This window comes from Prevotella sp. E13-17 (assembly GCF_022024035.1).
Lineage (GTDB): Bacteria > Bacteroidota > Bacteroidia > Bacteroidales > Bacteroidaceae > Prevotella.
Map to the genome: position 1 here is coordinate 312,637 of NZ_CP091787.1, position 24,037 is coordinate 336,673.

At 50.2% G+C, this 24,037-nt stretch carries 19 protein-coding genes; 10 read left to right on the forward strand and 9 right to left on the reverse strand.

Annotated features, from left to right (window positions below; translation table 11 throughout):
- Positions 1–34: 34 nt before the first annotated feature.
- Positions 35–631, forward strand: a complete 597-nt coding sequence (locus tag L6472_RS00975) for a DUF3109 family protein (RefSeq protein ID WP_237806372.1) — start codon at positions 35–37, stop codon at positions 629–631.
- Here L6472_RS00975 and L6472_RS00980 read toward each other — a convergent pair.
- From L6472_RS00980 to L6472_RS00990, 3 genes are read right to left on the reverse strand one after another with little or no spacing between them, the layout of a single operon-like run.
- Complete coding sequence (locus L6472_RS00980; RefSeq protein ID WP_237806374.1) at positions 609–1,484, reverse strand: helix-turn-helix domain-containing protein; 876 nt, start codon at positions 1,482–1,484, stop codon at positions 609–611. The two genes, L6472_RS00975 and L6472_RS00980, sit on opposite strands and share 23 nt — an antisense overlap.
- A complete protein-coding gene (locus L6472_RS00985; RefSeq protein WP_237806376.1) occupies positions 1,477–3,873 on the reverse strand; it encodes a glycoside hydrolase N-terminal domain-containing protein in 2,397 nt (798 codons plus the stop codon). Before L6472_RS00985 ends, L6472_RS00980 begins: the two co-directional genes overlap by 8 nt.
- 3 nt (positions 3,874–3,876) lie before the next feature.
- Entirely contained in the window at positions 3,877–6,225 is a 2,349-nt protein-coding gene (locus tag L6472_RS00990; protein WP_237806378.1) for a beta-galactosidase, read from the reverse strand.
- Between the two features lie 144 nt (positions 6,226–6,369).
- Here L6472_RS00990 and L6472_RS00995 point away from each other — a divergent pair, with 144 nt between their 5' ends.
- Positions 6,370–7,443 carry a M20 family metallo-hydrolase gene (locus tag L6472_RS00995; protein ID WP_237806380.1) on the forward strand — a complete coding sequence of 358 codons (1,074 nt, stop codon included), beginning with the start codon at positions 6,370–6,372 and terminating at the stop codon, positions 7,441–7,443.
- Positions 7,444–7,504: 61 nt separating this feature from the next.
- On the opposite strand, the gene L6472_RS01000 is transcribed toward L6472_RS00995, so the two are convergent.
- Genes L6472_RS01000 through dut form a run of 4 tightly spaced genes read right to left on the reverse strand, consistent with a single transcriptional unit; the run spans position 7,505 to position 12,027 of the window.
- Positions 7,505–9,022, reverse strand: a complete 1,518-nt coding sequence (locus L6472_RS01000; RefSeq protein ID WP_237806382.1) for a peptidoglycan DD-metalloendopeptidase family protein — start codon at positions 9,020–9,022, stop codon at positions 7,505–7,507.
- A 31-nt stretch (positions 9,023–9,053) separates the two neighbouring features.
- Positions 9,054–9,902: a DUF4292 domain-containing protein gene (locus L6472_RS01005; protein ID WP_237806384.1), complete on the reverse strand. Its 849-nt coding sequence runs from the start codon at positions 9,900–9,902 to the stop codon at positions 9,054–9,056.
- A complete protein-coding gene (locus L6472_RS01010) occupies positions 9,899–11,596 on the reverse strand; it encodes a tetratricopeptide repeat protein (protein WP_237806386.1) in 1,698 nt (565 codons plus the stop codon). The genes L6472_RS01005 and L6472_RS01010 overlap by 4 nt, the downstream gene beginning before the upstream one ends.
- Complete coding sequence (gene dut, locus L6472_RS01015; protein ID WP_237806388.1) at positions 11,593–12,027, reverse strand: dUTP diphosphatase; 435 nt, start codon at positions 12,025–12,027, stop codon at positions 11,593–11,595. Before dut ends, L6472_RS01010 begins: the two co-directional genes overlap by 4 nt.
- 134 nt (positions 12,028–12,161) lie before the next feature.
- On the opposite strand from dut, the gene dgt reads away from it, so the two are divergent.
- Positions 12,162–13,490, forward strand: a complete 1,329-nt coding sequence (gene dgt, locus L6472_RS01020) for a dGTP triphosphohydrolase (protein WP_237806390.1) — start codon at positions 12,162–12,164, stop codon at positions 13,488–13,490.
- 346 nt (positions 13,491–13,836) lie between these two features.
- Here the strand turns inward: dgt and L6472_RS01025 are convergent, their stop codons facing one another.
- Complete coding sequence (locus tag L6472_RS01025) at positions 13,837–14,829, reverse strand: GNAT family N-acetyltransferase (RefSeq protein WP_237806393.1); 993 nt, start codon at positions 14,827–14,829, stop codon at positions 13,837–13,839.
- A 20-nt stretch (positions 14,830–14,849) separates the two neighbouring features.
- Positions 14,850–15,671 carry a 1-acyl-sn-glycerol-3-phosphate acyltransferase gene (locus L6472_RS01030; RefSeq protein ID WP_237806395.1) on the reverse strand — a complete coding sequence of 274 codons (822 nt, stop codon included), beginning with the start codon at positions 15,669–15,671 and terminating at the stop codon, positions 14,850–14,852.
- Between the two features lie 259 nt (positions 15,672–15,930).
- On the opposite strand from L6472_RS01030, the gene mraZ reads away from it, so the two are divergent.
- Genes mraZ through murD form a run of 7 tightly spaced genes read left to right on the forward strand, consistent with a single transcriptional unit; the run spans position 15,931 to position 24,034 of the window.
- Positions 15,931–16,389: a division/cell wall cluster transcriptional repressor MraZ gene (gene mraZ, locus L6472_RS01035; protein WP_237806396.1), complete on the forward strand. Its 459-nt coding sequence runs from the start codon at positions 15,931–15,933 to the stop codon at positions 16,387–16,389.
- Entirely contained in the window at positions 16,386–17,300 is a 915-nt protein-coding gene (gene rsmH / locus L6472_RS01040; protein WP_237806398.1) for a 16S rRNA (cytosine(1402)-N(4))-methyltransferase RsmH, read from the forward strand. The genes mraZ and rsmH overlap by 4 nt, the downstream gene beginning before the upstream one ends.
- A 17-nt stretch (positions 17,301–17,317) precedes the next feature.
- Positions 17,318–17,788, forward strand: coding sequence for an FtsL-like putative cell division protein (locus L6472_RS01045; RefSeq protein ID WP_237806400.1), 471 nt, complete (start codon positions 17,318–17,320; stop codon positions 17,786–17,788).
- Between the two features lie 9 nt (positions 17,789–17,797).
- Entirely contained in the window at positions 17,798–19,927 is a 2,130-nt protein-coding gene (locus tag L6472_RS01050) for a penicillin-binding protein (protein WP_237806402.1), read from the forward strand.
- Between the two features lie 25 nt (positions 19,928–19,952).
- Positions 19,953–21,407 (forward strand): UDP-N-acetylmuramoyl-L-alanyl-D-glutamate--2,6-diaminopimelate ligase, encoded by a 1,455-nt coding sequence (locus L6472_RS01055; protein WP_237806404.1) that lies wholly within the window; start codon positions 19,953–19,955, stop codon positions 21,405–21,407.
- A gap of 27 nt (positions 21,408–21,434) precedes the next feature.
- Complete coding sequence (locus tag L6472_RS01060; RefSeq protein ID WP_237806407.1) at positions 21,435–22,706, forward strand: phospho-N-acetylmuramoyl-pentapeptide-transferase; 1,272 nt, start codon at positions 21,435–21,437, stop codon at positions 22,704–22,706.
- Entirely contained in the window at positions 22,703–24,034 is a 1,332-nt protein-coding gene (murD, locus tag L6472_RS01065; RefSeq protein ID WP_237806409.1) for a UDP-N-acetylmuramoyl-L-alanine--D-glutamate ligase, read from the forward strand. The genes L6472_RS01060 and murD overlap by 4 nt, the downstream gene beginning before the upstream one ends.
- Positions 24,035–24,037: the final 3 nt, after the last annotated feature.

Genomic DNA, 24,037 nt, shown 5'->3' on the forward strand with positions numbered 1-24,037 from the left:
CCATTCTTCATTCTTCATTCTTCATTCTTCATTTATGAACATTCCTCCAATACTCCAAATAGGCGATATCCTGATTTCTTCGGATATCATCACCGAGAAATTTTGTTGCGATTATGAGACCTGCAAGGGCATCTGCTGCGTAGAAGGCGATGCCGGAGCCCCTGTGACCATCGACGAAGTGATGGAAATAGAGAACAGCACCGATGTGGTGTGGGACGATTTGTCGGCATCGGCTCAAAGCGTGATTGACCAGCAGGGGGTGGCATATACTGACCAGGAGGGTGATTTGGTGACCAGCATCGTGGGCGGAAAGGACTGCGTCTTTACCTGTTACGATGGCGACAACTGTCTGTGTGCACTTGAGAAAGCCTATCGAAAAGGTCTGACGGGCTACTGTAAGCCTATCAGCTGTGCCTTGTATCCTATTCGCGAAAAGACCTTCTCGGATGGCACTGTGGCACTGAACTACCATCGTTGGAACATCTGTGAGTGCGGACGCAAAAAAGGGAAGGCGCTAAACCTTCCCGTATATCAGTTCCTGAAAGAACCGTTGGTTCGCCGTTTTGGCGAAGATTGGTATCAGGAACTTTGTGATGTGGCGCAAATGCTCAGTTCTTCCGATAGTCACTAGGGCTCATACCCGCATGCTCCTTGAAGTATTTTCCCATGAATGACTGATTGGGAAAGTTGAAGTCGATGGTAATCTCCTTGATGCTCTTTGTGCTGTTCTTCAGTGCAAGGCGCAGTTCCAGTGTGACGTAGTTGTCGATCCATGTGTTGGGCGTACGACCACTGACGTTTTTCACCGACTGACTGAGATACTTAGGTGTGATGTTCATCTGCTGAGCATACCAGCTGACGCGGCGCTGTTGGCGACAGTTCTCTTCCACCAGGCGGATGAAACGGGTGAAGATCACGTCGCTGCGCGTCTGGTGATCATCTTTGATAGACTGTGCACGGTAGATGATATTGCTCAGATCATAGAACATGGCAAGGATAAGTGTGCGCATCAGTTCCTTGTGAAAGTGGTTGTGAGTCTCGGCAATCTTCTTGTTGAGCACCTTGAAGTCATCGTTGAACATCTGCTGTTCTTGTTCTGATAGCGACATGACAGGGTGGTAGCGTGAGTAGAGAAACAGGGCAGAGATGTCGCTCACCTCGCGGATCACCTCGTAGAAGAACTTCATGCTGAGCACCATGCCGATGCACTTGAAGTCAGCAGAAGTGTTCAAATGGTCAACCACATGACGCTCAGAGACAATGATTATGTCGCCCTGACTGATGTGTTTCTCTTCGGTGTCGAGCTTATAACTGGCACTGCCCTGTTGGCAGAGACCAATCACAATGAAGTTTAGTCGGCGCGGCTCAGTCATTGTCGGCAGCTGTCCGACGTCGGTCAATAGAATCAGGTCATCGTCGAGTGAGGTGCTTGTGCCCCATTGTTTGACCTTTTCAAAATCAGATGATACAATATTTCTATCCATTAAGTTTCTTTATTTGCTTTGATTTCATGCGGAAGGTCTTGTGCTTCCCGTTGTATTTCACAGTAATAAGTCCTCCCTTGTCTGCTTTGATGGTGGCCGAAGTCACCTTGCCCCCTTTCCATGTGATGGTTATCTCGTAGCCACCACGGGCACGTATGCCCCTGACTTCTCCGTCAGACCATGCACCGGGAAGGGCTGGCAGCAGTTCTATCGTGGTTCGAGGTTCTGCCTCGAACTGCACTTCGCTCTGCAATAACATCTCGCAAACACCAGCGGTGCCACCGAAGTTGCCGTCAATCTGGAAGGGAGGATGGGCGTCAAACAGGTTGGGGTAGGTGCCGCCACCCTGACCTTTGCGGCGCGGTCCGGCAGGAACGTACTCCAAAAGTTTTTGATAGATGTGGAAGGCCTGCTCGCCATTGTGCAGGCGTGCCCACAAGTTGATGCGCCAGCCAGTGCTCCAACCAGTGGTTTTCTCGCCCTTTTGAATGAGCGTTTGTTCGCAGGCTGCAAGCAATGATTCTGCTTTTCCGTCATAACCTCTATGTGCGTCATCGGCAGAAGCACTGATATGATGACCTGGATACAGTCCGATGAGATGACTTTGATGGCGGTGGTGCAGGTCGTAGTCGCGCCAGTCGTAGTACCACTCGTTGAGGTCGCCATCTTTTCCGATGGTGTAAGGGTGGAGGCGTGGCAGCGCTTGTTGCAGTGCAGTGACGTCATCGCCACACAGTTGTCCCGCAGCGATGGTGTTGATGAACAGCTCGCGGATGATAGCCAGGTCGGCAGTACCGCCATAACAAGTCATGCCATGATAACCCTTGTCGGTGATATATTCGTTTTCGGGCGAGGTGCTGGGTGCGGTGATGAGCTCCTGTGGGTTGTGTGGATTCTCTATGAGCCATTCCAGACAGAAGTCGGCAGCGCCTTTCATCAAAGGATAGGCGATGGTCTTAAGGTACTGTTCGTCTTGCGTAAAGAGATATTTTTCCCAGAGTGTCTCAACCAGCCACGCGCCACCCAGTGGCCAGTTGGCCCATTCGGGTTTTTCGTTCTTTTCGCCAACGGGATTGGCCATGGCCCAGATGTCGCTGTTATGACCAGCCGACCAACCACGGTTGATGCCATAATAGTTGTACGAGGTGTAGTGACCATTCTTGGCCAAGGCCTGTACGAATCCATCGATAGGCAGTGACATCTCTTGCAGGTTGGCGGCAAAAGCGGGCCAATAGTTTTCCTCCAGGTTGATATTAATGGTATAGTTGCCACGCCATGGCGCCTGAAGGTGGGGGTTCCACAGACCTTGCAGGTTGGCTGGAACCGACGGTGTGCGTGAACTGCTGATGAGCAAATAGCGTCCATACTGGAAGTAAAGGGTCTCCAGATAGCGGTCGGCGGCATCGTTGCCTTGGTGATAGGTCTTCAGCAGTTCGTCGGTAGGCTTGGTGTTGTCGTAAGTCTCTTTGCCGAGTCTCAGGCTGGCTCGGCTAAAAAACTCCGAATAGTCTGCCAGATGTCGTTGCTTCACCTCGTCAAAGGTCACGTTGTGGGTGTGCCAGAGTCGGTCGATGGCATTGTTGATATAAGGTGCGCCTTCTTTGACCGGATGCTTGTCGAAGCCATTGAAGCTTGTTTCATTGACCAAATAGATGACAGCTTCGCTGACACCTGTCAGCTGCAGGGTGCTGTCGGTTGCTTCTACGCTGCCCTCACGATGGTTCACTTGAAGCATTGTGCAGAAGTGGATGGTCTCTTTCTCGTTGCCTGTGGCGTGTCCCGTCAGGGTGAGTTGATCGCCTTTAGCCTTCACACGGTGACTGAGCAATGAGGTGAGTCGTACTTCAACATTGATCTGTCGGGGTTGCGAAGCTGTCAGACGGATGGCTATCAGCTGGTCGGGAGCCGAAGCCAGATACTCACGTTTGAACGTGATGTCACCTTTATGATATACAGTATGGGCGGTGGCAGAGTCCAGACTGAGCGACCGGCGATAACCCGTCACGTCGCTTGTTGCATCGTAGTCCACGATATGCATGGTGGCCAGTGGCATGTAGTAGCTCGAGTTATGGCCTTGAACGTGCAACTGAAGGGAGTCTGCCTTGCTGTAATCTTCGTTGAACAGAGCCTTACGGATTTCGGGAATCCATTTCGAGACACCAGCATCTTCCTGTCGGTCGATGGGTTTTCCGCTCCAAAGGGTGATGTCGTTCAGTTGGATGATGTCGTCCTGAGTGTCGCCATAGATCAGTGCACCTAATCGACCGTTGCCTAAAGGCAATGACTCTTCGAAGTATGTGGCAGGATGGTTGTACCATAAACTCATGGTCTGCTGACAATGACCAATGGCCGTTGCCAGCAAACCGATGATGGTAAGCAGTCCTTTCATATCTTAGTAAATGTAAATCTTAAAGTTCTTGATGCTGCCAGGAGCGCCTTGTTCGGCACGAGGCAGATACTCCAGAGCCTTTACACTTTGCTCAGAGCCCAGGTCGATGACCAGCAGATGAGGCTGTGCTGCACCCTTTTCAGTCAGCCAATAGGTTGACTCCTGCAGGTCGAAGACCTTGTCGCCCAGGTGGTTGCCGTTCTCCTCTTCGCTATTGGCATACTTGGTCTTCCAGGGTTCACGTGAGATTCGCTTGCCGTCTTGTCCCTGAAGATAGAGCTCTGCAATGGCTGCGCGGTCGCCCTCTTTCTGTGTAGATAGGCATTCAATGGCGAGGTAGCGGCCCTTCTGCGTAGCATCGAAGCTGATGGTCTGCCAGCCGTTGCCAGCCTTGAAGGCGCCTGTTGCAGCAGGTGTGGCACTGTTCAGATCGGGCTTGTCGCCAATGTTGTTGTGCTTGTTACTTTTCTCCAACTGCAGCTTGTTCAGCTCGGGTTCAGCCTGTCCCCAAACAACGGGCTCCTTCGGTCCGACGATGTCAAGTACGATGACTTCGTTCTTGCCCTTCTTCAACCAGCAGCCGGGCACATAGAGCGTCTGCTGCGGACCAATGGACCAAATGCGTCCCATGGCATGACCGTTCACATAGACCTGACCCTTGCCCCACGTCTCGAAGTTCAGGAACGTGTCGCCCACCTTCTTCAGCGTGAAGTAGCCGCGGTAGTAGCCGCGCCCGTTTTCACGCTTGGCAAAGCCATCGCTGAGCGGACGCTCCACCTTGTTGGCGTCGAATGCCTTAACGGCGCGGGAGTAGTCGTCTTCGATGGGCGTCATGGTCCACTTTTTCAGGTTCCATGTCACCTCGTTGTCGTCTACCTCTGCGTTGATGACGACATCGCCAACGATACCCTTGAAGTCCTTGATGGCACGACCGAAGTTAATGCGACCCATAGCTTCAACGAGAATTGCCAGCTTCTGGCCTTTCCTGATGGCAGGCAGTGTGAGCGACTTCTCGTTCTTCACGCGGTCAATCTTGCCAATGTACTTGTCGTCGATAAACACCTGGGCGTAGTCGTGAGCCTCCATGGTCAGCACACTCTGCACAGGCACTTCGGGCAGGCTCGTTACATAGTAGGTCATGCCCCAACCTAAGTCCATCTCCTCAAAGGTCATTGGGTTGACGTTGGGAATGAGGTGCTGATTCCTATAGAACGGTGCAAACTCCGTCAGCTCGAACTTAGGCACGGTGATGATGGGCATCGGAGCCTTGGGCACGGCGGGCATCTTCTTGCCGTCGTTGTATTTTGCCATCATCTGGCGCAGTTCCCAGAACTTCGGCGTGGCGTGGCCATACTCGTTGATAGGCGCATCGTAGTCATAGGAGGTGACGTCGGGCGCAAAGCCAGGGCTGTTGGCACCTGCCCAGTGACCGAACGACGTGCCGCCGTGGGTCATGTAGAGCGAGAACGAGATGCCTTTGCTGAGCATTTCGTCCATGCCATCTACCATATCTTTGGCAGGGCGGGTCTCATGGCGGGCCCCCCACTTGTCGAACCAGCCGCTCCAGAACTCAGAGCACATCTTCGGCGCGTTGGGGCGCAGCTCGCCGAGGCGACGGAACTGCTGGTCGATGTTGGCACCCGTGCCAAAGTTCATGGTCCATGTCAGGTCGTCGAGCCCGTTCTTTTCAAAGTTTGAAGACCAGTCGCACTGGAAGAGTGCCAGCTCCTTGCCATAGATGTTGCGCAGACAGTCGCGAATCTCACTGACGTAAGGCTTGTCCTCGCCATACGATCCATACTCGTTTTCCACCTGTACCATGATGATGGGACCACCCTTTTGGATGGTCAGCGGTGCCAGTTGCTCGCCCACCTTCTGCTCGAAGATTTTCACGCGCTCCATGAAATAGGGGTCACGTTCGCGCAATTTGATGTCTTTCTTCTTCAGCAACCACCAAGGCAGACCGCCCATTTCCCACTCGGCACATACGTAGGGACCTGGACGAACGATGACATACATGCCGTTTTTCTGTGCCAGTCGGCAGAACTCAGCCACATCGTTCTGACCCGTGAAGTCGAACACATTCTCCTGTTGCTCGTGGATGTTCCAGAAGATGTAGATGCAGACGGCGTTCATGCCGAGCGCCTTGCACATCTTGATGCGGTGCTCCCAGTAAGGACGAGGAATGCGAGGGTAGTGTACTTCGGCTGCTTTCACCACGAAAGGCTCACCGTTCAGCAAGAAGGTCTTGTCGCCCGTTGTGAAAGAACCTGGTTTTACAGCGGCTTGTAGAGCAGTTGGTGCGAACATCAGCATTGCAGCAACTGCAAGTTTCTGCAGTAGTTGTTTCATTTTTGTTATCTCTATTAGTTACTAATATCTTATGTAGTTAGGTGTGCAAAAGTACTAAAAAACTTTTGGTTTTTGGTACTTTTAGAACAATTTTTTTGCTATTCCTTGATTATTCCAATCCTTTTTCATACTTTTGCACGAGATATGGACGAGAATAAATATATTGATGAGGCTGTAGAGTTGCTTAAACAGCTGATAGCCATTCCGCGTGTCAGTCGCGATGAGACTGCTGCTGCCAACCACCTTGAGAATGTGATGAAAGGGTGGGGACTGAAGGTGAACCGCTCGTGTAACAACCTGTGGGTGGTGGCTGATGATTACGATGAGGCGCGTCCCACGGTGTTGCTCAATGCGCATATAGACACGGTGAAGCCCGTTGCCACATGGACCCGTGATCCCCATGTGCCGATGGTAGAGAGTGGTTGTCTTTATGGCATTGGCTCTAACGACTGTGGTGGCGGACTGGTGACCCTGTTGCAGGTGTTTCGTGTCGTGTCCATGCGCCCCCGCAACTACAACTTGGTATATCTGGCCTCTGCCGAAGAGGAGGTGTCGGGCAAGAACGGCGTCGAACATGTGTTGCCTTTATTGCCCAAGATTGATGTGGCCATTGTTGGCGAACCGACGGGCATGCAGCCTGCTATCGCCGAAAAAGGACTGATGGTCGTTGATGGCTATGCCCATGGCGTCAGTGGTCATGCAGCCCGCAACGAAGGCGTGAATGCCATCTACGAAGCCCTCGACGACCTGTGCTGGCTGCGCGACTATAAGTTTACGAAAGAGAGTCCGCTGCTGGGCAATACCAAGATGACGGTGACACAGGTGGAAAGCGGTACGCAGCACAACGTGGTGCCCGACCTTCTGCACTTTGTCATAGACATACGTACCAACGAATACTATCAGAACGAGTACCTCTTTGCCTTCCTTGAGAAGCACATGAAGCGCTGCGAGCTCAAGGCACGCTCGTTCCGCCTGCACTCGTCGCACATCAGCGAGACACATCCGCTCATACAGCGCTGCGTGGCTATGGGACTGCAACCTTTCGGTTCGCCCACGCTCTCAGACCAAGCTCTGATGCCCTTCCCTTCGTTTAAGCTCGGCCCAGGACAGTCGGCTCGCTCTCATTCTGCCGATGAATACATCCGTATTGACGAGATAGCGCAGGCTTTTCATACCTATCTGCAATTGCTCGATATCACCATAAACAAGGTCGATTGACGTGTTTCCACTGTCAATCGACCTTTCTCGTTATAAACTTTTACTTAAAAAACAATGAAATTTATCTTCTTAACCACTGCATAGGATTCAGCAATTCGGTCCAGTTGCGCAACTGGAACTGCATCATGTTGGTTGGTCCCAGTCTTCCTATGGCTTGGTTTGTTCTCACTTTCTGACCTGCCGCCACGCTGACACTTTCCATACCGCTATATACAGAGATGTATTTGCCGTGACGAACCATCACGATGTAGCCCTTGCCTGTGGCAAATACCTTCGTGACCTGACCGTCGAAGACGCAGCGAGCCGAAGCGCCAGGCTGACCTTTCAGGTGCAGACCCTTACTGCTCAGGTGCACATGGCTCATGCCATCGACCACATTAGAACCGAAGCTGCGCACCAGTTGGTAAGGACCGGTGATAGGCATGGGCAACTTGCCCTTATTGCTGGCAAAGCTACCACTGAGTTTAGCATCGGCATCAGCAACCATCATTTTAGGCTCTGGTGACGTCTTGCGTGCGTCAACCATCTCCTTTTCGGCCGTCTTTCGTTCTTCCTCAGCCCTCTTGGCACGTTCGTGGGCAGCCCTCTTTTCGGCTTCGTTCTTAGCGATGCGAGCCTCTTCGCGTGCCCTTTCCTCTCGCGCTTTGGCTTCGGCAATACGCCTCTTTCGTGCTTCCTCCTCGGCCTTCTTCTTGCGAGCCAGTTGCTCCTGACGGCGTTTCTCGGCCTCAATGCGTGCCTTTTCGCGCGCTATCTCCTCCTGTATCAGCCTTTCGATGCGTGCATTCAGTTCGGCCTCCTCCTTCTGTTGCTGGGCGATGATGCTTGCCACCGTCTTCTGTTCCTTCTTTAGCGAGGCCACCATCTTCTTCTGTTCGCTTTGTTGCTTCTCCAAGGTCTGCTTCTCGCGTTCGCCGCGGTTCAGCAGTGTGGTCTTCTCGCTTTTAGAATTCCTTAGCTCTTCCTTCTTGTTTTCTATCTGAGCCTGTTTCTGTTTCACAGCCTCGCCCTGTGCCCTCTGGTAGGTTGCATACTCTTTCATGAAGCGCATGCGTCGATACATCTGGTTCACATTCTGTGCACTGAGCACAAACATCACCTTGTTCTGCACCTTACGGTTGCGATACATGTAACGCATCGACTTGGCATAGCGCTCCTGTCGCTCCACCAGTTCTTGGTGCAAGATGACCAGTTGCGAATCCAGCAGTTCGATATGGGCGCTCAGGTTGGTGATGTCAGAGTTGATACTATCTATCGTGCGGCGCTTCTCGCTGATTTCGTTGCTCAGCACCAACACATCTTGCATGCGCTTTTTCACGTTGCGCTCCAGCTCTACCTGTCTTTTCTTCTGTGCTGCGATATTCTGTGAAATTTTCTTTCTTCTGTCCTGTAGCTGTTCCTTTTCGCTCTTCTTTGTAGCCTTTTTCTTGGTGGTTGTCTTCTTTCTTGCAGTGGTTGTCTTCTTTCTTGCCTGTGTCTGCGTGGTGGCAGGCTTACGGCGAGTCTGTGTCTTTCGCTGTTGGGCAGAAGACAAGCCGAAGCACATGAGGACCATGAGCAGGAAACAGATTTTCTTCATATCGCAGTTATCCTTATTGTTTTTATCCTAATTATAATGCCATGATGCGGCGCAGTATCTCTTCGGCATCCACCTCGCGGTATTTATTGCTGATGGTGGTGCGTGTCTCCCAGTCGCTGTTGGTGCCCAGGTTGTTGAACTTCATGTCCATCTTCACCTGTTTGTTGGGTGCTGTCAGCGTGATCTTCATGTCGCTGGGGAAGTGTGTCTGTGCCAGAGGCTTGAAGCCCAGATACTCCCAAGTGAGCTGAGTGTTACCTTTGTAGCTGTCGCGATACATGATATTTGCAATCTTGATTTGGCCGTTTGTCGGGTTGGCCAGCCAGCTATAGCTCATTCTGTCTTTTTCCAAGGATATGATGGCATCCTCATCGCTCATCACCATCTGGTAGCCCTTCATGTTCTTGGCGCTGATGGCTTTCTCTCCGGGCTTGAACAGTTCGTTGTAGAACAGAGCCTGCAGCGTATAGAAGTTCATGCCATTGTTGCGCAGGAAGTCAATGTAGTTATATGGTGCACGCATATACATCTTGTTGATGCGGTCCATAATCAATACATAGTCCTTGGTGAACTCGATCCGTCCTGCCTCAACAAAGCCGAAGGCCATCAGTTGCAGGCGTATCACGTCGTCGCGCTTGATGCGCAGGTTGCCCGTCAGTGATACCTGTTGAGGTCCTATCTCAATGGAGAACTTCACTTTAGAACTGACAAACTGTGGGGCTTGTGAGTTCTCAGCTACTTTTGTCAGAATCTCGGTCTGTGCAAGACTTTCGGTGGGCTGAGGCGTTGCACTGTTGACCATTTGCTTCTTCGAATGACAGGCGGTCAACAGCAGCGGTGCTGCCAGGATGACCACTTTTGCGTAGTTGGATAGTTTCATTGTTTGATGTATTTTTTTCGTTTTATCTTTCTGATAAGAACTTTGTTCTTCGGATCATGTTCCAATGCCTCTTTCCACATCTTCAGCGCCCCTTCCGTATCGCCATTCATGATGTAGATGTCGCCGGCATGCTCTTTCAGCACGGCCCCAATCAAGGTGTCGTTCTGCAAAGCCTGGTCTATGTAGATGCGCGCTTCAGCGTATCGCTGCTGCATGAATAAGATCCAGGCATACGTGTCCAGATAGGTGGCATTTTTTGGCTCCGCTTTGATGGTCTTATAGCTCATTTGCTCAGCTTCGTCCAGTCGGATACCTTTCAAACTAAGGTAATAAGCATAGTTGTTCAGACAGCCGATGTTGTCAGGTTTCCACTGCAGACAGGAGTCGTAGGCAGCAAAGGCCTCCCGTTCGCGCATCTTTTGGAAGAAAATATCGCCCATGACGGCATAGAAATCCGAAACGATTTCCGTAGAGCTCTCTTCGTTAATCACGCTGATGCCGTTTTGGAAAGCTTCCAGTGCGTGGTCGGTGTCGCCCTTGTTGAAGTAGGCAATGCCCTGATAGTAGTAGAAAGCCATCTCTTCGGGGTTGTATTGCCGAGCGGCCTGACACAGGCTTATGATGCGGTCTTTGTCTTCATCCTCCCAGGCATACTGCACCAGATGCAGACGAGCCGAAGCCCGGTCGGGTGCCAAGGTCAGCACTCGCTCCAGCGCTTTCGTGATAGAGTCGCGTGGCATCTGCTTCAAGTCCATGTATGCCGCTTTCATCTCAGCGATGTCTGCATCGGGCTGAGGCACGTCGAGCATGGAGTCAAAGAGTGCTAAAATCTGTGTGCTGTCGCCTCCGGTCTGTTCGTTTTCACTGATCAGCTGCCGCAGTTGCATCACTTTGTCGTCGGTGCTTGCTTTTGGGTTCAGCAGGATGCAGCGTGTCAGCGAATCAACTGCCGTGGCATCCTCCATGCTGATAAAGTAGTTGCGCAGCGTCTGTTGAGCTTTGACATGGTCGGGCTCTTCCTTTAGGATCTTCATCAGCACGTCGTATGCCTGTTCGTTGTCGCCGTTAGCCAACAGCGTGTTGGCATAGATGGTGCGATAGTTCAGATCGTTGGGGTATTGGTCAGACAGAGCCTTGATTTCCTCCAGTGCTTTCTCATGGTCGCTCATCTGGAAGTACAGTCCACTCTTTGCCAGCGAGATGCGTTCCGATTTGCCATCAATGGCCTCCATACGGTCGAGCACATCGATGGCCTTTTCGAAATCCTTCTCTTTCAGATACAGTTGATAGAGCATTTCCAAGAAGTCCTGTCTGCTCTTGTCCGTTGCATACATCCGTTCCAATACGTCGATAGCATCGGTGTATTTCTGTTTAGAGATATAAGCATGTGCCAGTGTCTCCATGTAGGTTTTGTTGGCAGGTTCCAGTTCTGTGGCATGCTTAAAGTGTTCGATAGCCTTGTCGGGCGCTTTCATCTCTGCATAGTATTGCGCCAGGAAATAATACGTTTCTGAGGCTTTCGGGTTTAGTTCCAAACAGCGTTGCAGCAGGTCGAAGGCTGCATCATGATGCCCCTTTTGTCTCTGTAGCATTGCTTCGTGGAAGCAGATGTCATACTGACGCATGGTGTCGGTCTGGGCCGTTGAGCCCAGGCAGCAAAGAAAAGCAGCCAGTATGCATATTGTCTTTTTCATTTCACGCCGGTATGTCCATATCCACCTTCGCCACGTTCAGTCTCGTCGAGCACTTCAACCTCGATGAATTCGGCTGTTTCGTGACGTGCAATCACCATTTGTGCAATGCGTTCGCCATCATTGATGACGAAAGGCTCTTGCGATAGGTTGATGAGCAAAACTCCAATCTCGCCACGATAGTCGGCATCGATGGTGCCGGGCGAGTTCAGAACCGTGATGCCCTTCTTGAGTGCCAGTCCGCTGCGAGGTCTTACCTGTGCCTCGTATCCTGCGGGCAGTGCGATGTGCAGACCCGTGGGAATCAGCTTGCGCTCCAATGGTTTCAGCTCGATGGGAGCGTCGATATTGGCACGTAGGTCCATGCCTGCACTCAGTGTGGTGGCATAGGCGGGAAGTTGTTGGTGTCCTTTGTTGACGACTTGAATCTTCATGCGCGTTATGTTATGCGTTATATTGTCGTATGTTGTATAAGGTGCAAAATTAGTAAAAACAATTGAATCAGCCATAATTTTTCTGCTAAATTGTGTTTTTATGCTGAAAATGTTGTACTTTTGTAGCCATGAAGATGAATTGGGAAAAACTTATCTCTAACTGTAGGCTCGGACAAGAACATCGGCATCTTGAACGTCATGATGACCGTACGGAGTTTAAACGTGACTATGACCGACTGATATTTTCGGCTCCCTTCCGTCGGTTGCAGAACAAGACCCAGGTGTTTCCTTTGCCCGGCAGTATCTTTGTGCACAACCGACTGACTCATTCGCTCGAGGTGGCCAGTGTCGGTATGTCGCTGGGCAACGATGTTGCCAGTGCTCTATTGGCGCGAGGCGAGCAGGGCACTTTCATCGGTGAAATCGGTCAGATTGTGGCCACAGCTTGTCTGGCGCACGATTTGGGCAACCCGCCTTTTGGCCATTCTGGCGAGAAGGCCATCCAAACGTTTTTCACGGAGGGTAAAGGTGCTTATCTGCAGGAGAAAGTGTCGCCCGAATTCTGGTCAGACATTACTCGCTTTGATGGTAATGCCAATGCCTTTCGTCTGCTCACCCACAGTTTTAAAGGCCGACGGAAGGGTGGCTTTGCTATGACCTATAGCACGTTGGCGTCTATCGTGAAATACCCGTATCCATCGTGTGCTGCCAAGAAAAATAAGTTTGGCTTCTTCACCCCCGAGCACGATGACTATGTGACGGTGGCGCAGATGTTGGGCATTCCTCGTCTGACCACAGCCGATGGCGCAGAGCGATGGGCTCGCTATCCGCTGGTCTATCTTGTCGAGGCTGCCGATGACATCTGCTATGAGATTATGGATCTTGAGGATGCCTATAAGCTGAAGATTCTGAACCTTGCTGAAGCCAAGGAACTTATGCTTTCTTTCTTCGATGAAACGGGGCAAAATCATATCATGAAGCGCGTCGAGGAGGAACTGCTCTACGACCCCAATGAACAAATACAATATCTGCGTGCCTGCGTCATCGGACTGCTTGAACATGAGTGCTATCAGGCGTTTATGAAGCACGAGGACGAGATTTTGGAAGGCACTTTCCAAGGGTCGCTTATCGAGCATATTTCAGAGGTGCCCCGCCAAGCTTATATCCATTGTGCTGAGGTGTCGAAGAGTCGCATCTATCGCAGTAAACCCGTGCTGGATGTGGAATTGTCGGGTTATCGTATCATGGCAACATTGATGGAGTTGATGGTGGAAGCGATTGAGCATCCTGACCGTTACTATTCGCAGCAGCTCATAGGCAGGGTGTCGAGTCAGTACGAGATTGAGCATGAAGACCTGGAGGTTCGCCTCATGGCTGTCATCGATTATATCAGTGGTATGACTGATGTCTATGCCCTTGATGTCTATCAGAAGATTTGCGGCATCTCGTTGCCAATCATATAACCCCCTCTAAACTTTAAGTTTTACTCTTGCTTTGGAGCCTGGAAGTGGTGATTCCAGACTCCAGAACGGGTGCTTTTAATGTCTGAAAGTGGCTCTTCTAAGCTTTAGAAATGCCGGTTCTAGAGTTCAGAACTTACGCTATTGTTTCCGTTCCAGCCCCTGAAACGCACACTTTTAGCCCCTGGATGGGCCACTTCCAGGGGTTAGAAGGACCACTTCCAGGGGCTAGAATCACCTCGTCCAGCCCCTGGATGCGTTCCAAAAGCGTAAGTATTGCGTTGCAAAAGTAAAGGTGTTGAGATACAATTGAGGCCAAAACATCATTCGTTTTGGCCTCAATCAGTTTTTAGTTCTTTTCCTTATAGATGACTTTGTTGGCACCACTGGTGATTTTCAGTGCCTCGGGGTGCTCCTTGATGAAAGAGTCGATGTGGCGCACGCGCTTTTCTTCAAGAATCTCGTCCATGGCTATTAAGATGCCAGTCTCTTCCACGTCGCCAAAGCCATAGTTGATGGCGGTGCCGAAAAGTTTCATGGTGGGCGAGAGACTCATATAGGCATTTACCAATGGAGGAATGTTGTAGCCCAGTTTGCGAATCTCGCGGTTCAGTATTTTATAGTCCTCTTTAAAGGTATCTTTGCAAAACAGTTGTGCTAAAGCCTTCTCATCAGCATCAATTTTAAGCGGTTTCATCGGGATGACAAGCTTCTCTTTATCGTCGAAATGCTTCTTCAGGAAATAAAGAATCATGTCGCGCCCCTCGCGGATGTAAGAGGGATACATGGTCATCTTGCCGAAGAAATATTTCACGTTGGGCATGATGACGGTTAGCGCACCGAGTCCATCCCACAGATTGTCGAGTGCAAACAGACTCTTCGCACCCATCTTCGAGCTCTGATAGGGAAGACTGACAAACGAGCGTCCCAGTTCAATGGTGTAGGGCATGTATTCCTTGAGGAATTTTTCAGAGAAGTGGAACATGTGGCTGGTGGCCAAATGGGGCTGGCCGTTGCTGTCTATATCCCACTTGGTGCCCTCCAGATAACGGTAACCACCGATGATCTCTTCGGCCTCCGGATTCCAGACGATGAGCTGTTTGTAGCAGTTCTCGCAGGTGTCGAACTCGTCGATGTCAACCTCCTTGCCGGTGCCGCCTCCCGCTTCGCGAAAGGCTATTTCACGCAGACGTCCTATTTCGCGCATCACGTTTGGTGCTTGGTGTGCCGTGATGACGTATATAAGATTGTTGCTTTTGTTGGTCATGCGCAATTGGCGCTCGGGAGTGAGTTCACTCTTGAGTACTTCGACGGGTATTGGATCAATAATCGGTTGTACCATGATTTCGTTTGCTTGTATCTTTAAGGTGCTAATTCGTAAACTTGTTTTTTGACTGTTTTAGCCCATTCCATTGGTGTCTTGTCGTTGTTGAACGATTCCCAGGCGATGGGTTTGCCGAAGGTGATGGTAAATGTGTTGCCAGTGTTCTTGAACATCTCGTCGGCAAGGAAAAGCATGGCTATGTTCACCTTCTTGACGTAACGGTCGCTGATGTTCGAAAGACGGTAGAAGAAATTGCTGTTCTGTCCGTCGAAGTGGATGGGGATGACATCACGGTGCGTTTCAATGCTCTTGGTGATGAATGTCTTCTTCCACTCAAGGTCGCAAATGACTCCATTCCGCTTGCGCGAGCAAAGACCGGCAGGGAACATCAAGATGTGTGTGTCGGCCTTGAAGCCTGCCTCGATCATGGCGGGGAAGTTGCGCGACTGTTTGCCGGTTTTGTTGATGGGGATACATAATGGCGCCAAACCAGGCAGGTTCATCAGCAGGTCGTTGACCAAATACCTGAAGTTGTCGTCGTAGTGCTCACCAATCACAGAGCCTATGGCTATGCCGTCGATACCGCCCAATGGATGATTGCTCACAAAGGTGTAGCGCTTAGGATCATCTTTAGCAGGCAGGTTCTCTAACCCTTTCACCACGATTTTTACGTTCAGGAAGTCAATGGCTGCCTTCAGCCATGGCGTGCCTTGCAGGTCGCGAGCGCTCCAAAGGAATTGATTGATTTGGTCTTCGTGAACGATGTGCTTCAGCCACCAGACGAGCGGACTTGGCACCCAACGGGCTTTGCTGCCCATTTTGCCTTTTAGTACCTTGTCAATATCGATGGTCTTCTCCATTTGCTTCTTCTTATAACGGCATGCAAAAGTACGCAAAATCTTTCATTTTCAGCACATTTTGTCTCAAAAATGTGCAATTTTACATTAATTAAGATAAATTAGTGACATTGCACAAAAATGCTTAAGTGTGTAATGAAATGTCTTGAAAAAGAAAAAAAGGATTTTTTTTAGTCCTTTCATAAAATTTTGTGGGGAAATGTGGGGGATTGTGGAGGAAAATGATTACTTTTGCATCCGAGACCATTTAATTATTGTTCGCATGCGATTTTTAGGTAACATAGAAGCCAAGACCGACGCCAAAGGGCGCGTGTTTCTGCCGGCCACCTTTCGTAAGGTGTTGCAGGCGGCAGGCGACGAGGTGCTGGTGATGCGCAAGGATGTGCATCAAAAGTGCTTGGTGCTTTACCCGGAATCGACATGGAACCGCCGCATGGATGCGCTGCTGGAGCGAATCAGCGAGTGGGACGACATGGGTCAGCAGGTGTTGAGACAATATGTCTCAGAGGCCGAGGTGCTGACGCTCGACGGTAATGGACGTTTTCTGATTCCTAAGCGCTATCTGCAAATGGCAGAGATCGAGCAGTCGGTGCGCTTCATTGGCATGAATGATGCCATTGAGATATGGGCTGCAGAGAAAGCGACAGAGCCCTTCATGAGTCAGGAAGAGTTCGCTCAGAAACTGAAGCAAATCATGCATAACGGTGCGGAAGGAAGATGATTAAAACAGCTGACACATATCATGTTTCTGTTCTGTTGAAAGAAAGTGTAGAAGGATTGGCCATCCAGTCAGGCGGCGTCTATGTTGACGTGACATTTGGCGGAGGCGGTCATTCGCGTGAAATCCTTCAACATCTGTCTGCAGAGGGTCATCTGTACAGTTTCGATCAAGATGCTGATGCGGAAAACAATATCGTTGCTGATGACAGGTTTACCTTTGTGAGAAGTAATTTCAGGTATCTCAAGAACTGGATGCGCTATTACGGCGTTGAAGAGATAGATGGCCTGTTGGCAGACTTAGGGGTGTCGTCGCACCATTTTGATGATGCCGAGCGCGGTTTCTCGTTTCGTTTCGATGCACCGCTCGATATGCGAATGAACAAACGTGCAGGAATGACGGCTGCCGATGTGGTGAATGACTACGACGAACAGCGACTGGCCGACGTGCTTTACCTCTACGGCGAACTGAAGAATGCTCGCAAGATTGCTGCCGTGTTGGTGAAAGCGCGCATGCAGCAGCGGATAGAGACCACAGGGCAGTTGATGCAGGTGACAGAGAAGCTGTTTCAGCGAGAGCGCGAGAAAAAAGAAATGACTAAATTGTTTCAGGCTCTGCGCATAGAGGTGAACCACGAGATGGATGCCCTGCGTGAGATGCTGATGGGGGCATGCGAGATACTGAAGCCAGGAGGGCGGTTGAGCGTGATTACCTATCACTCGCTGGAAGACAGAATCGTGAAGAATGTGATGCGCACAGGCAATGCCGAAGGGCGACAAGAGCAGGACTTCTTTGGAAGGGTGAAAAGTCCGTTACACCTTATTAATAATAAAGTGACGACCCCATCTGCTGAGGAGCTGGAAAATAACCCTCGAAGTCGAAGCGCAAAATTAAGAATCGCAGAGAAAATTTAAAAATAACATAATTCGGAATGAAAAACAATGACGGAACCACAGTATCCGACATGGAGCTAATCATTGAAGAAACGCCCACCGAGGAGAAAGCTGATGTAGAAGACAGAACATCGTCGGCCTATGAGCAGTTGAAAGAACGTGCTACCGAGGACGATGACGACATGACTGGTACGCTGACGCTGCGCCAGATTCTGGGTGGTGACCATCTGTTGGTGCTGGTGCGCCATCATGTGTGGCTCATTCTGTTGATTATGCTGCTGACAACAGTCTATGTGGGTTTCCGCTATCAATGTCAGAAAGACGTGATCGAGATCAGCGACTTGGAGAAAGTGCTGACCGACGCAAAATATAAGGCACTGGCCAGTTCAAGTAGCTTGACTGAGCTGTGCCGACAGAGTAACGTGTTGAAGGTGCTGCGTGAGAATAATGACTCACTGCTGAAAATCAGCGACCAGCCCCCTTATATTATTAACATCCCAGAAGATTAAAGCAGAGTCGTGAGCAGGTTTAACAAAGAAAAGGTAATGCCGCGTTATTTCGCCATTGCTGTGGTGTTGACGCTGATAGGTCTGGCAGTGATATTCAAGGCCGGCTATACCATGACTGTGGGCAGAAGCTACTGGGAGGTGGTGGCCAATCGTCTGAAAAGTGATAGCGACAGTGTGCGTCCGGACCGCGGTAATATCCTGAGCAGCGACGGCCAGCTGTTGGCCAGCAGTATTCCTGAATACATGATATTCATGGACTTTCAGCCTGGCGACCGTGAGGATACTGCGTGGACCCATAAGCGCGATTCTGTGTATTACAGTAAACTGGATAGTCTCTGCTGTGGACTGCATGACATCTTCCCCGAATGGACTGCAGAGAAGTTCAAGGAACGACTGGAGGAAGGCCATCATAAGAAGCTACGTGACGGCACTACGGGTGCTCGTCACTGGAAGATATATCCCAAGCGCATCAGTTATAACACCTATTGCGAGGTGTTGCAGTTGCCTTATTTCAACCTGCCGAAGAACAAGTACGGCTTTCATGCCGAACCCTTTGTGGCACGCCGACGTCCCTTCGGTTCATTGGCCGAACGTACCATTGGCGATATCCGAAGCTTTGAAGGCGGAAAGGATACGGCCCGCTTTGGTATCGAGCTGACTTACGACTCGATTCTGCGAGGTCAGGTGGGCATCCGTCGTAAGCAGAAAGTGCTGAATCGCATGGTGCCTTTTGTCGTCAAATCACCTGTGGCGGGTGCCGACATCATTACTACCATTGATGTGGGTATGCAGGACCTGGCTGAACAGGCTCTGATTGAAGAACTGAAGAAATGGGAAGCTTCAATGGGTGTCGTCATCCTCATGGAGGTGAAAACCGGTAATGTGAAAGCGATTGTCAACATGCGTCGTGGTTCGGATGGCGAGTACTATGAGCGTTTCAACGATGCCATCAGCTATCGTTGTGAGCCAGGTTCGGTATTCAAGGTAGCCTCGTTTTTGGTGGCATTCGATGATGGCGTGATAGACACCACCTATACGATAGATACCGGATGCGGTATCATGCAGATGCATGGAGCCAAGATGAAGGACCATAACTGGCACCGTGGTGGCTATGGCGTGATTAACGCTGCCCGTACGTTGGAGGTAAGTAGTAACATCGGCGTGAGCTATGTGATAGACAAATTCTACGGCAAGAATCCCACAAAATACGTAGAGGGACTCTACCGTGTGGGCATCGGCCAAGATCTGGAGCTCCCCATTGTGGGTTATGCTCCGCCAAAGATACGCATGCCGAATACCAAGACCACGAAACGCTCAGACTACTGGAGCAAGACCACTCTGCCATGGATGAGTATCGGTTATGAGACGCAGATTGCGCCTATCAACACAGTGACGTTCTATAATGCGATTGCCAATAATGGTAAGATGATGCGTCCACGCTTCGTCGAGAAAATCGTGAAAGATGGTCAGGTGATCTACGAGACACATCCTGAGGTTATCAAGGAGCGCATCGCTAAACCGTCGGCTGTCAAGATGATGCAGACCGTGTTGCGCCATGTGGTCAGTCAGGGCTTAGGCAAGAGGGCAGGTTCGCACTCATTCCAGGTGTCGGGTAAGACAGGTACGGCACAGGTGGCAAAGGCTGGCGGCTATAAGAGTGGTGTGGTGGACTACTGGCTGTCGTTCTGTGGTTACTTCCCATCCGACAATCCTCAGTACAGCTGTATCGTCTGTCTGAAAAAATCGGGGCTGCCCGCCTCTGGCGGAGCTATGTCGGGCGCAGTGTTCCATAACATCTCTGAGGGTGTGATGGCCAAGAGTCTGAAGCTGAGGGTGGAGGATGCCCGCGACTCCTTGTCTGTGTTTATCCCCGACGTGAAGGGTGGCAATGTGAAGAATGCAAAGTTTGTGCTTGAGCAACTGGGCATACACACGGGCGAGATGAAGTTTGAGACAACAAAGAGTGTGCCTCACCAAATGCCAAACACCATTGGTATGGGTGCGCGGGATGCTGTTTATGCTGTTGAAAGGCAGGGCATCAAGGCGCGGGTGAAAGGCAAAGGTCGCGTGGTGCGCCAAAGCATTGCGCCGGGCAGTCGTCTGAAGGATGGCATGATATGCACTCTGGAGTTGAACTAACAAGGAAAAAAAGAAGAAATAAGATATGAAACTGAAAGACATTATTAAGTGTATTGCGATAAACAAGGTGGAAGGCAATGCCGATATCGACATTGTGGATATCGACATTGATTCGCATAAGGTTGCTGCCGGTCATCTGTTTGTGGCTATCAAGGGTACGCAGACCGACGGTCATCAGTATATTGCGAAAGCGATAGAACTGGGCGCTTCGGCTGTGCTTTGCGAGGAGATGCCTGCAGAGCTGGATCCACATGTATGCTATGTGCAGGTGGATTCGACAGAAGCTGCTGTCGGACCTGTGGCTACAACATTCCAGGGTGATCCTACCTCGAAGGTGAAACTGGTGGGCGTGACGGGTACCAACGGCAAGACAACCATCGCCACCTTATTATATAATATGTTCCGTAAGCTGGGCTATAAGTGTGGTCTGCTGTCAACGGTATGTAACTATATTGAAGATGAGGCTGTGCCTGCCAGTCATACCACCCCCGATCCCATCGAACTGAACCGACTGTTGAAACGCATGGTCGATGCAGGTTGCCAGTACGTGTTCATGGAATGCTCGAGCCATGCCATTGCTCAGCAGCGTATTGGTGGGCTGAAGTTTGCCGGTGGCGTGTTTACCAATCTGACACGCGACCATCTGGACTACCATAAGACGGTGGAGAACTATCGCAATGCCAAAAAACAATTCTTCGATATGTTGCCAAAGGGTGCTTTTGCCATTACCAATGCCGACGATAAAAACGGCATGTTTATGGTTCAGAACACCAAGGCCGAAGTGAAAACTTACTCTACTCGACAGATGGCTGACTTCCGTGGGCGTATCATAGAGTGTCACTTCGAGGGTATGTATCTGGAAATTGACGGTCGTGAAGTGGGGGTACAGTTTATCGGAAAGTTTAATGTGAGCAATCTGCTGGCAGTCTATGGTGCTGCCGTGATGCTGGGACAGAAACCTGAGGATGTGCTGTTGGTGCTGAGCACGCTGAAGAGCGTGGCTGGCAGACTGGAGCCCATCCACTCGCCAGAGGGATTTACAGCTATTGTTGACTATGCCCACACACCTGATGCACTGGAGAACGTGTTGAAGGCCATCCACGAGGTGATGGACGGAAAAGAAGGTAAGATTATCACGGTTTGTGGTGCCGGTGGAAACCGCGACAAGGGCAAGCGCCCGTTGATGGCGCAGGAAGCCGTGAAACAGAGCGATCGCGTGATTATCACCAGCGATAACCCTCGTTTCGAGGATCCACAAGATATCATCAATGATATGCTGGCGGGTCTCGACCAAAAGCAGATGAAGAAGGTGGTGAGCATCGTGGATCGAAAAGAGGCTATCAAGACAGCTGTGATGCTGGCCGAAAAGGGTGACGTCATCTTGATTGCGGGTAAGGGCCATGAGGACTATCAGGAAGTGAAGGGCGTGAAACACCATTTCGATGACCGCGAGGTGGTGAGAGAAATCTTTGGCATTTAATCTTCAAACGAATATCTCGAAAATAGTATGCTATATTATATTTTTAGATTCTTAGAACAATACAATATCCCGGGGGCGCATCTGTGGAGCTATATCTCTTTTCGCGCGCTGTTAGCCCTGATCTTATCACTGGTTATCTCGGCATGGTTTGGCGAGTTCTTTATCAAATGGATGAAGCGCCGAAAGATTTTTGAAACCGAGCGTGACCCGGCTATCGATCCCTTCGGTGTGGAGAAGAAGGGCGTGCCAACGATGGGCGGCATCATCATTATCGTGTCTATCCTGGTGCCGGTATTGCTGTTGGGACGTATCAGAAATATCTATCTCATCCTGATGGTGGTTACCACGGTATGGTTGGGCTTTCTGGGTTTTATGGATGATTATATCAAGATTTTCCGTAGAAATAAAGAAGGACTGAAGGGAAAATATAAGATAGTAGGACAGGTGTCTATCGGTTTTATTGTAGGACTGACGCTTTATCTGAGCCCCGATGTGGTGATAAGAGAGAATATCTCAACACCTGTTAAGAACAAAGTGGAACTGGTGAAACACGAGACGGTGGCTCATAAGTCTCTGAAGACAACGGTGCCCTTTACCAAGCATCATAACCTCAGCTATTCGGAGCTGATGTCGTTCGTGGGAAAACATAAGGTGGCTGCAGGTTGGATCTTGTTTGTGGTGATGACAATCCTTGTGGTGACGGCTGTATCCAATGGCGCCAACCTGAATGATGGCATGGACGGTATGTGTGCCGGTAACTCGGCCATCGTCGGAGTGGCACTCGGTATCTTGGCCTATGTGTCATCGCATGTTGGATTCGCCTCTTATTTCGACATCATGTTTATTCCACGCAGTGAGGAACTGGTCGTGTTCTTGTGCGCCTTTGTGGGCGCCATGATTGGCTTCCTCTGGTACAACGCCTTTCCTGCTCAAATCTTTATGGGCGACACGGGCTCGTTGACCATCGGCGGCGTGATTGGTGTGGCTGCTGTGATTATACATAAAGAACTGCTGTTGCCTATCCTCTGTGGCATATTCTTTGTGGAGAGCCTCAGTGTGATCATTCAGACGCAGTGGTTCAAGTTCATGAAGAAAAAAGGACAGCGTGTGCGTGTGTTCCGCGCAACGCCGATACATGATAATTTCAGAAAACTTGATTCGCAGTTGGATCAGACCTCGCGCTATATCCTGAAAGGGTGGCCCCATCGTCCATTCCATGAGTCAAAGATTACTATCCGCTTCTGGATAACAACGATTATTCTGGCAGCGTTAACGATTATAACATTGAAGATACGATGAAGAGAATTGTAGTACTGGGTGCAGGCGAAAGTGGCGCAGGAGCTGCTGTGCTGGCAAAGAAAGAGGGTTTTGACGTATTCGTTTCGGATATGTCGTGCATCGGTGAGCGTTATAAGAAGATGCTCAACGACCATCAGATAGTATGGGAAGAGGGACAGCATACCGAGGAAAAGATACTGAATGCTGATGAGATCATTAAAAGCCCTGGTATTCCTGAGAATGCACCAATGGTGAAGAAAGCGGTGGAACGTCATATACCGATCATCAGTGAGATTGAGTTTGCCGGAAGATATACCAAATCAAAGATGATTTGTATTACGGGTTCTAATGGCAAAACCACTACGACCTCTTTGATTTATCATATTTTCAAGGAGGCTGGCTATGATGTTGGCTTGGCTGGAAATATCGGTAACTCGCTGGCACTGCAGGTGGCAGAGGATCCACATGCTTACTATGTGATCGAACTGTCATCATTCCAGTTGGATAATATGTACGACTTCCATGCCAACATTGCTATCTTGCTGAACATCACTCCCGACCATCTGGATCGATATAACTTCGAGATGCAGAACTATGTTGATGCCAAGATGCGTATTCTGCAAAACCAGACTGCCGAAGATGCCTTCATCTACTGGAACGATGACCCCATCATCAGTCGTGAACTGAAGAAGTATGATATCAAGGCTATTCAATATCCTTTCTCAGAACTGAAAGAAAAGGGTAGTATTGGTTATATCGAAGAGGGTAAATATGTTTTGGAAAAGCCGGAGCCCTTTAATATGGAACAGGAACAGCTGAGCCTGACAGGTCGCCATAACATCTACAACTCTCTGGCAGCTGGCCTGGCTGGTGATATTGCTGGTATAAAAAAAGAGGTGATACGCAAGTCGCTGAGCGAGTTTCCTGGTGTTGAGCATCGGTTGGAGAAAGTGGCAACTGTTCGTGGCGTGAAGTACGTGAACGACTCGAAGGCTACGAATGTGGATGCTTGCTGGTATGCACTCGACTCAATGAAGACCAAGGTGGTGCTGATATTAGGTGGTAAGGATAAGGGTAATGACTATGACCCCATCAAACCATTAGTGAAAGAGAAGTGTTCGGCATTGGTGTATCTGGGAGCCGACAACCAGAAGTTGCACGACAATTTCGATGGCCTTGGAATACCTGTGCGCGATACGCACTCAATGAAAGACTGTGTGGCTGCATGCTACGAACTGGCAAAGACTGGTGAGACGGTATTGCTGTCGCCCTGTTGTGCATCGTTCGACCTCTTTAAGAATATGGAGGATCGTGGAGATCAGTTCAAGGAACTGGTAAGAAGTCTATAGTGG

Coding starts and splice junctions, on each gene's coding strand:
- L6472_RS00975 (WP_237806372.1), top strand. CDS start 35: ATGAACATTCCTCCAATACTCCAAATAGGCGATATCCTGATTTCTTCG.
- L6472_RS00980 (WP_237806374.1), bottom strand. CDS start 1,484: ATGGATAGAAATATTGTATCATCTGATTTTGAAAAGGTCAAACAATGG.
- L6472_RS00985 (WP_237806376.1), bottom strand. CDS start 3,873: ATGAAAGGACTGCTTACCATCATCGGTTTGCTGGCAACGGCCATTGGT.
- L6472_RS00990 (WP_237806378.1), bottom strand. CDS start 6,225: ATGAAACAACTACTGCAGAAACTTGCAGTTGCTGCAATGCTGATGTTC.
- L6472_RS00995 (WP_237806380.1), top strand. CDS start 6,370: ATGGACGAGAATAAATATATTGATGAGGCTGTAGAGTTGCTTAAACAG.
- L6472_RS01000 (WP_237806382.1), bottom strand. CDS start 9,022: ATGAAGAAAATCTGTTTCCTGCTCATGGTCCTCATGTGCTTCGGCTTG.
- L6472_RS01005 (WP_237806384.1), bottom strand. CDS start 9,902: ATGAAACTATCCAACTACGCAAAAGTGGTCATCCTGGCAGCACCGCTG.
- L6472_RS01010 (WP_237806386.1), bottom strand. CDS start 11,596: ATGAAAAAGACAATATGCATACTGGCTGCTTTTCTTTGCTGCCTGGGC.
- dut (WP_237806388.1), bottom strand. CDS start 12,027: ATGAAGATTCAAGTCGTCAACAAAGGACACCAACAACTTCCCGCCTAT.
- dgt (WP_237806390.1), top strand. CDS start 12,162: ATGAATTGGGAAAAACTTATCTCTAACTGTAGGCTCGGACAAGAACAT.
- L6472_RS01025 (WP_237806393.1), bottom strand. CDS start 14,829: ATGGTACAACCGATTATTGATCCAATACCCGTCGAAGTACTCAAGAGT.
- L6472_RS01030 (WP_237806395.1), bottom strand. CDS start 15,671: ATGGAGAAGACCATCGATATTGACAAGGTACTAAAAGGCAAAATGGGC.
- mraZ (WP_237806396.1), top strand. CDS start 15,931: ATGCGATTTTTAGGTAACATAGAAGCCAAGACCGACGCCAAAGGGCGC.
- rsmH (WP_237806398.1), top strand. CDS start 16,386: ATGATTAAAACAGCTGACACATATCATGTTTCTGTTCTGTTGAAAGAA.
- L6472_RS01045 (WP_237806400.1), top strand. CDS start 17,318: ATGAAAAACAATGACGGAACCACAGTATCCGACATGGAGCTAATCATT.
- L6472_RS01055 (WP_237806404.1), top strand. CDS start 19,953: ATGAAACTGAAAGACATTATTAAGTGTATTGCGATAAACAAGGTGGAA.
- L6472_RS01060 (WP_237806407.1), top strand. CDS start 21,435: ATGCTATATTATATTTTTAGATTCTTAGAACAATACAATATCCCGGGG.
- murD (WP_237806409.1), top strand. CDS start 22,703: ATGAAGAGAATTGTAGTACTGGGTGCAGGCGAAAGTGGCGCAGGAGCT.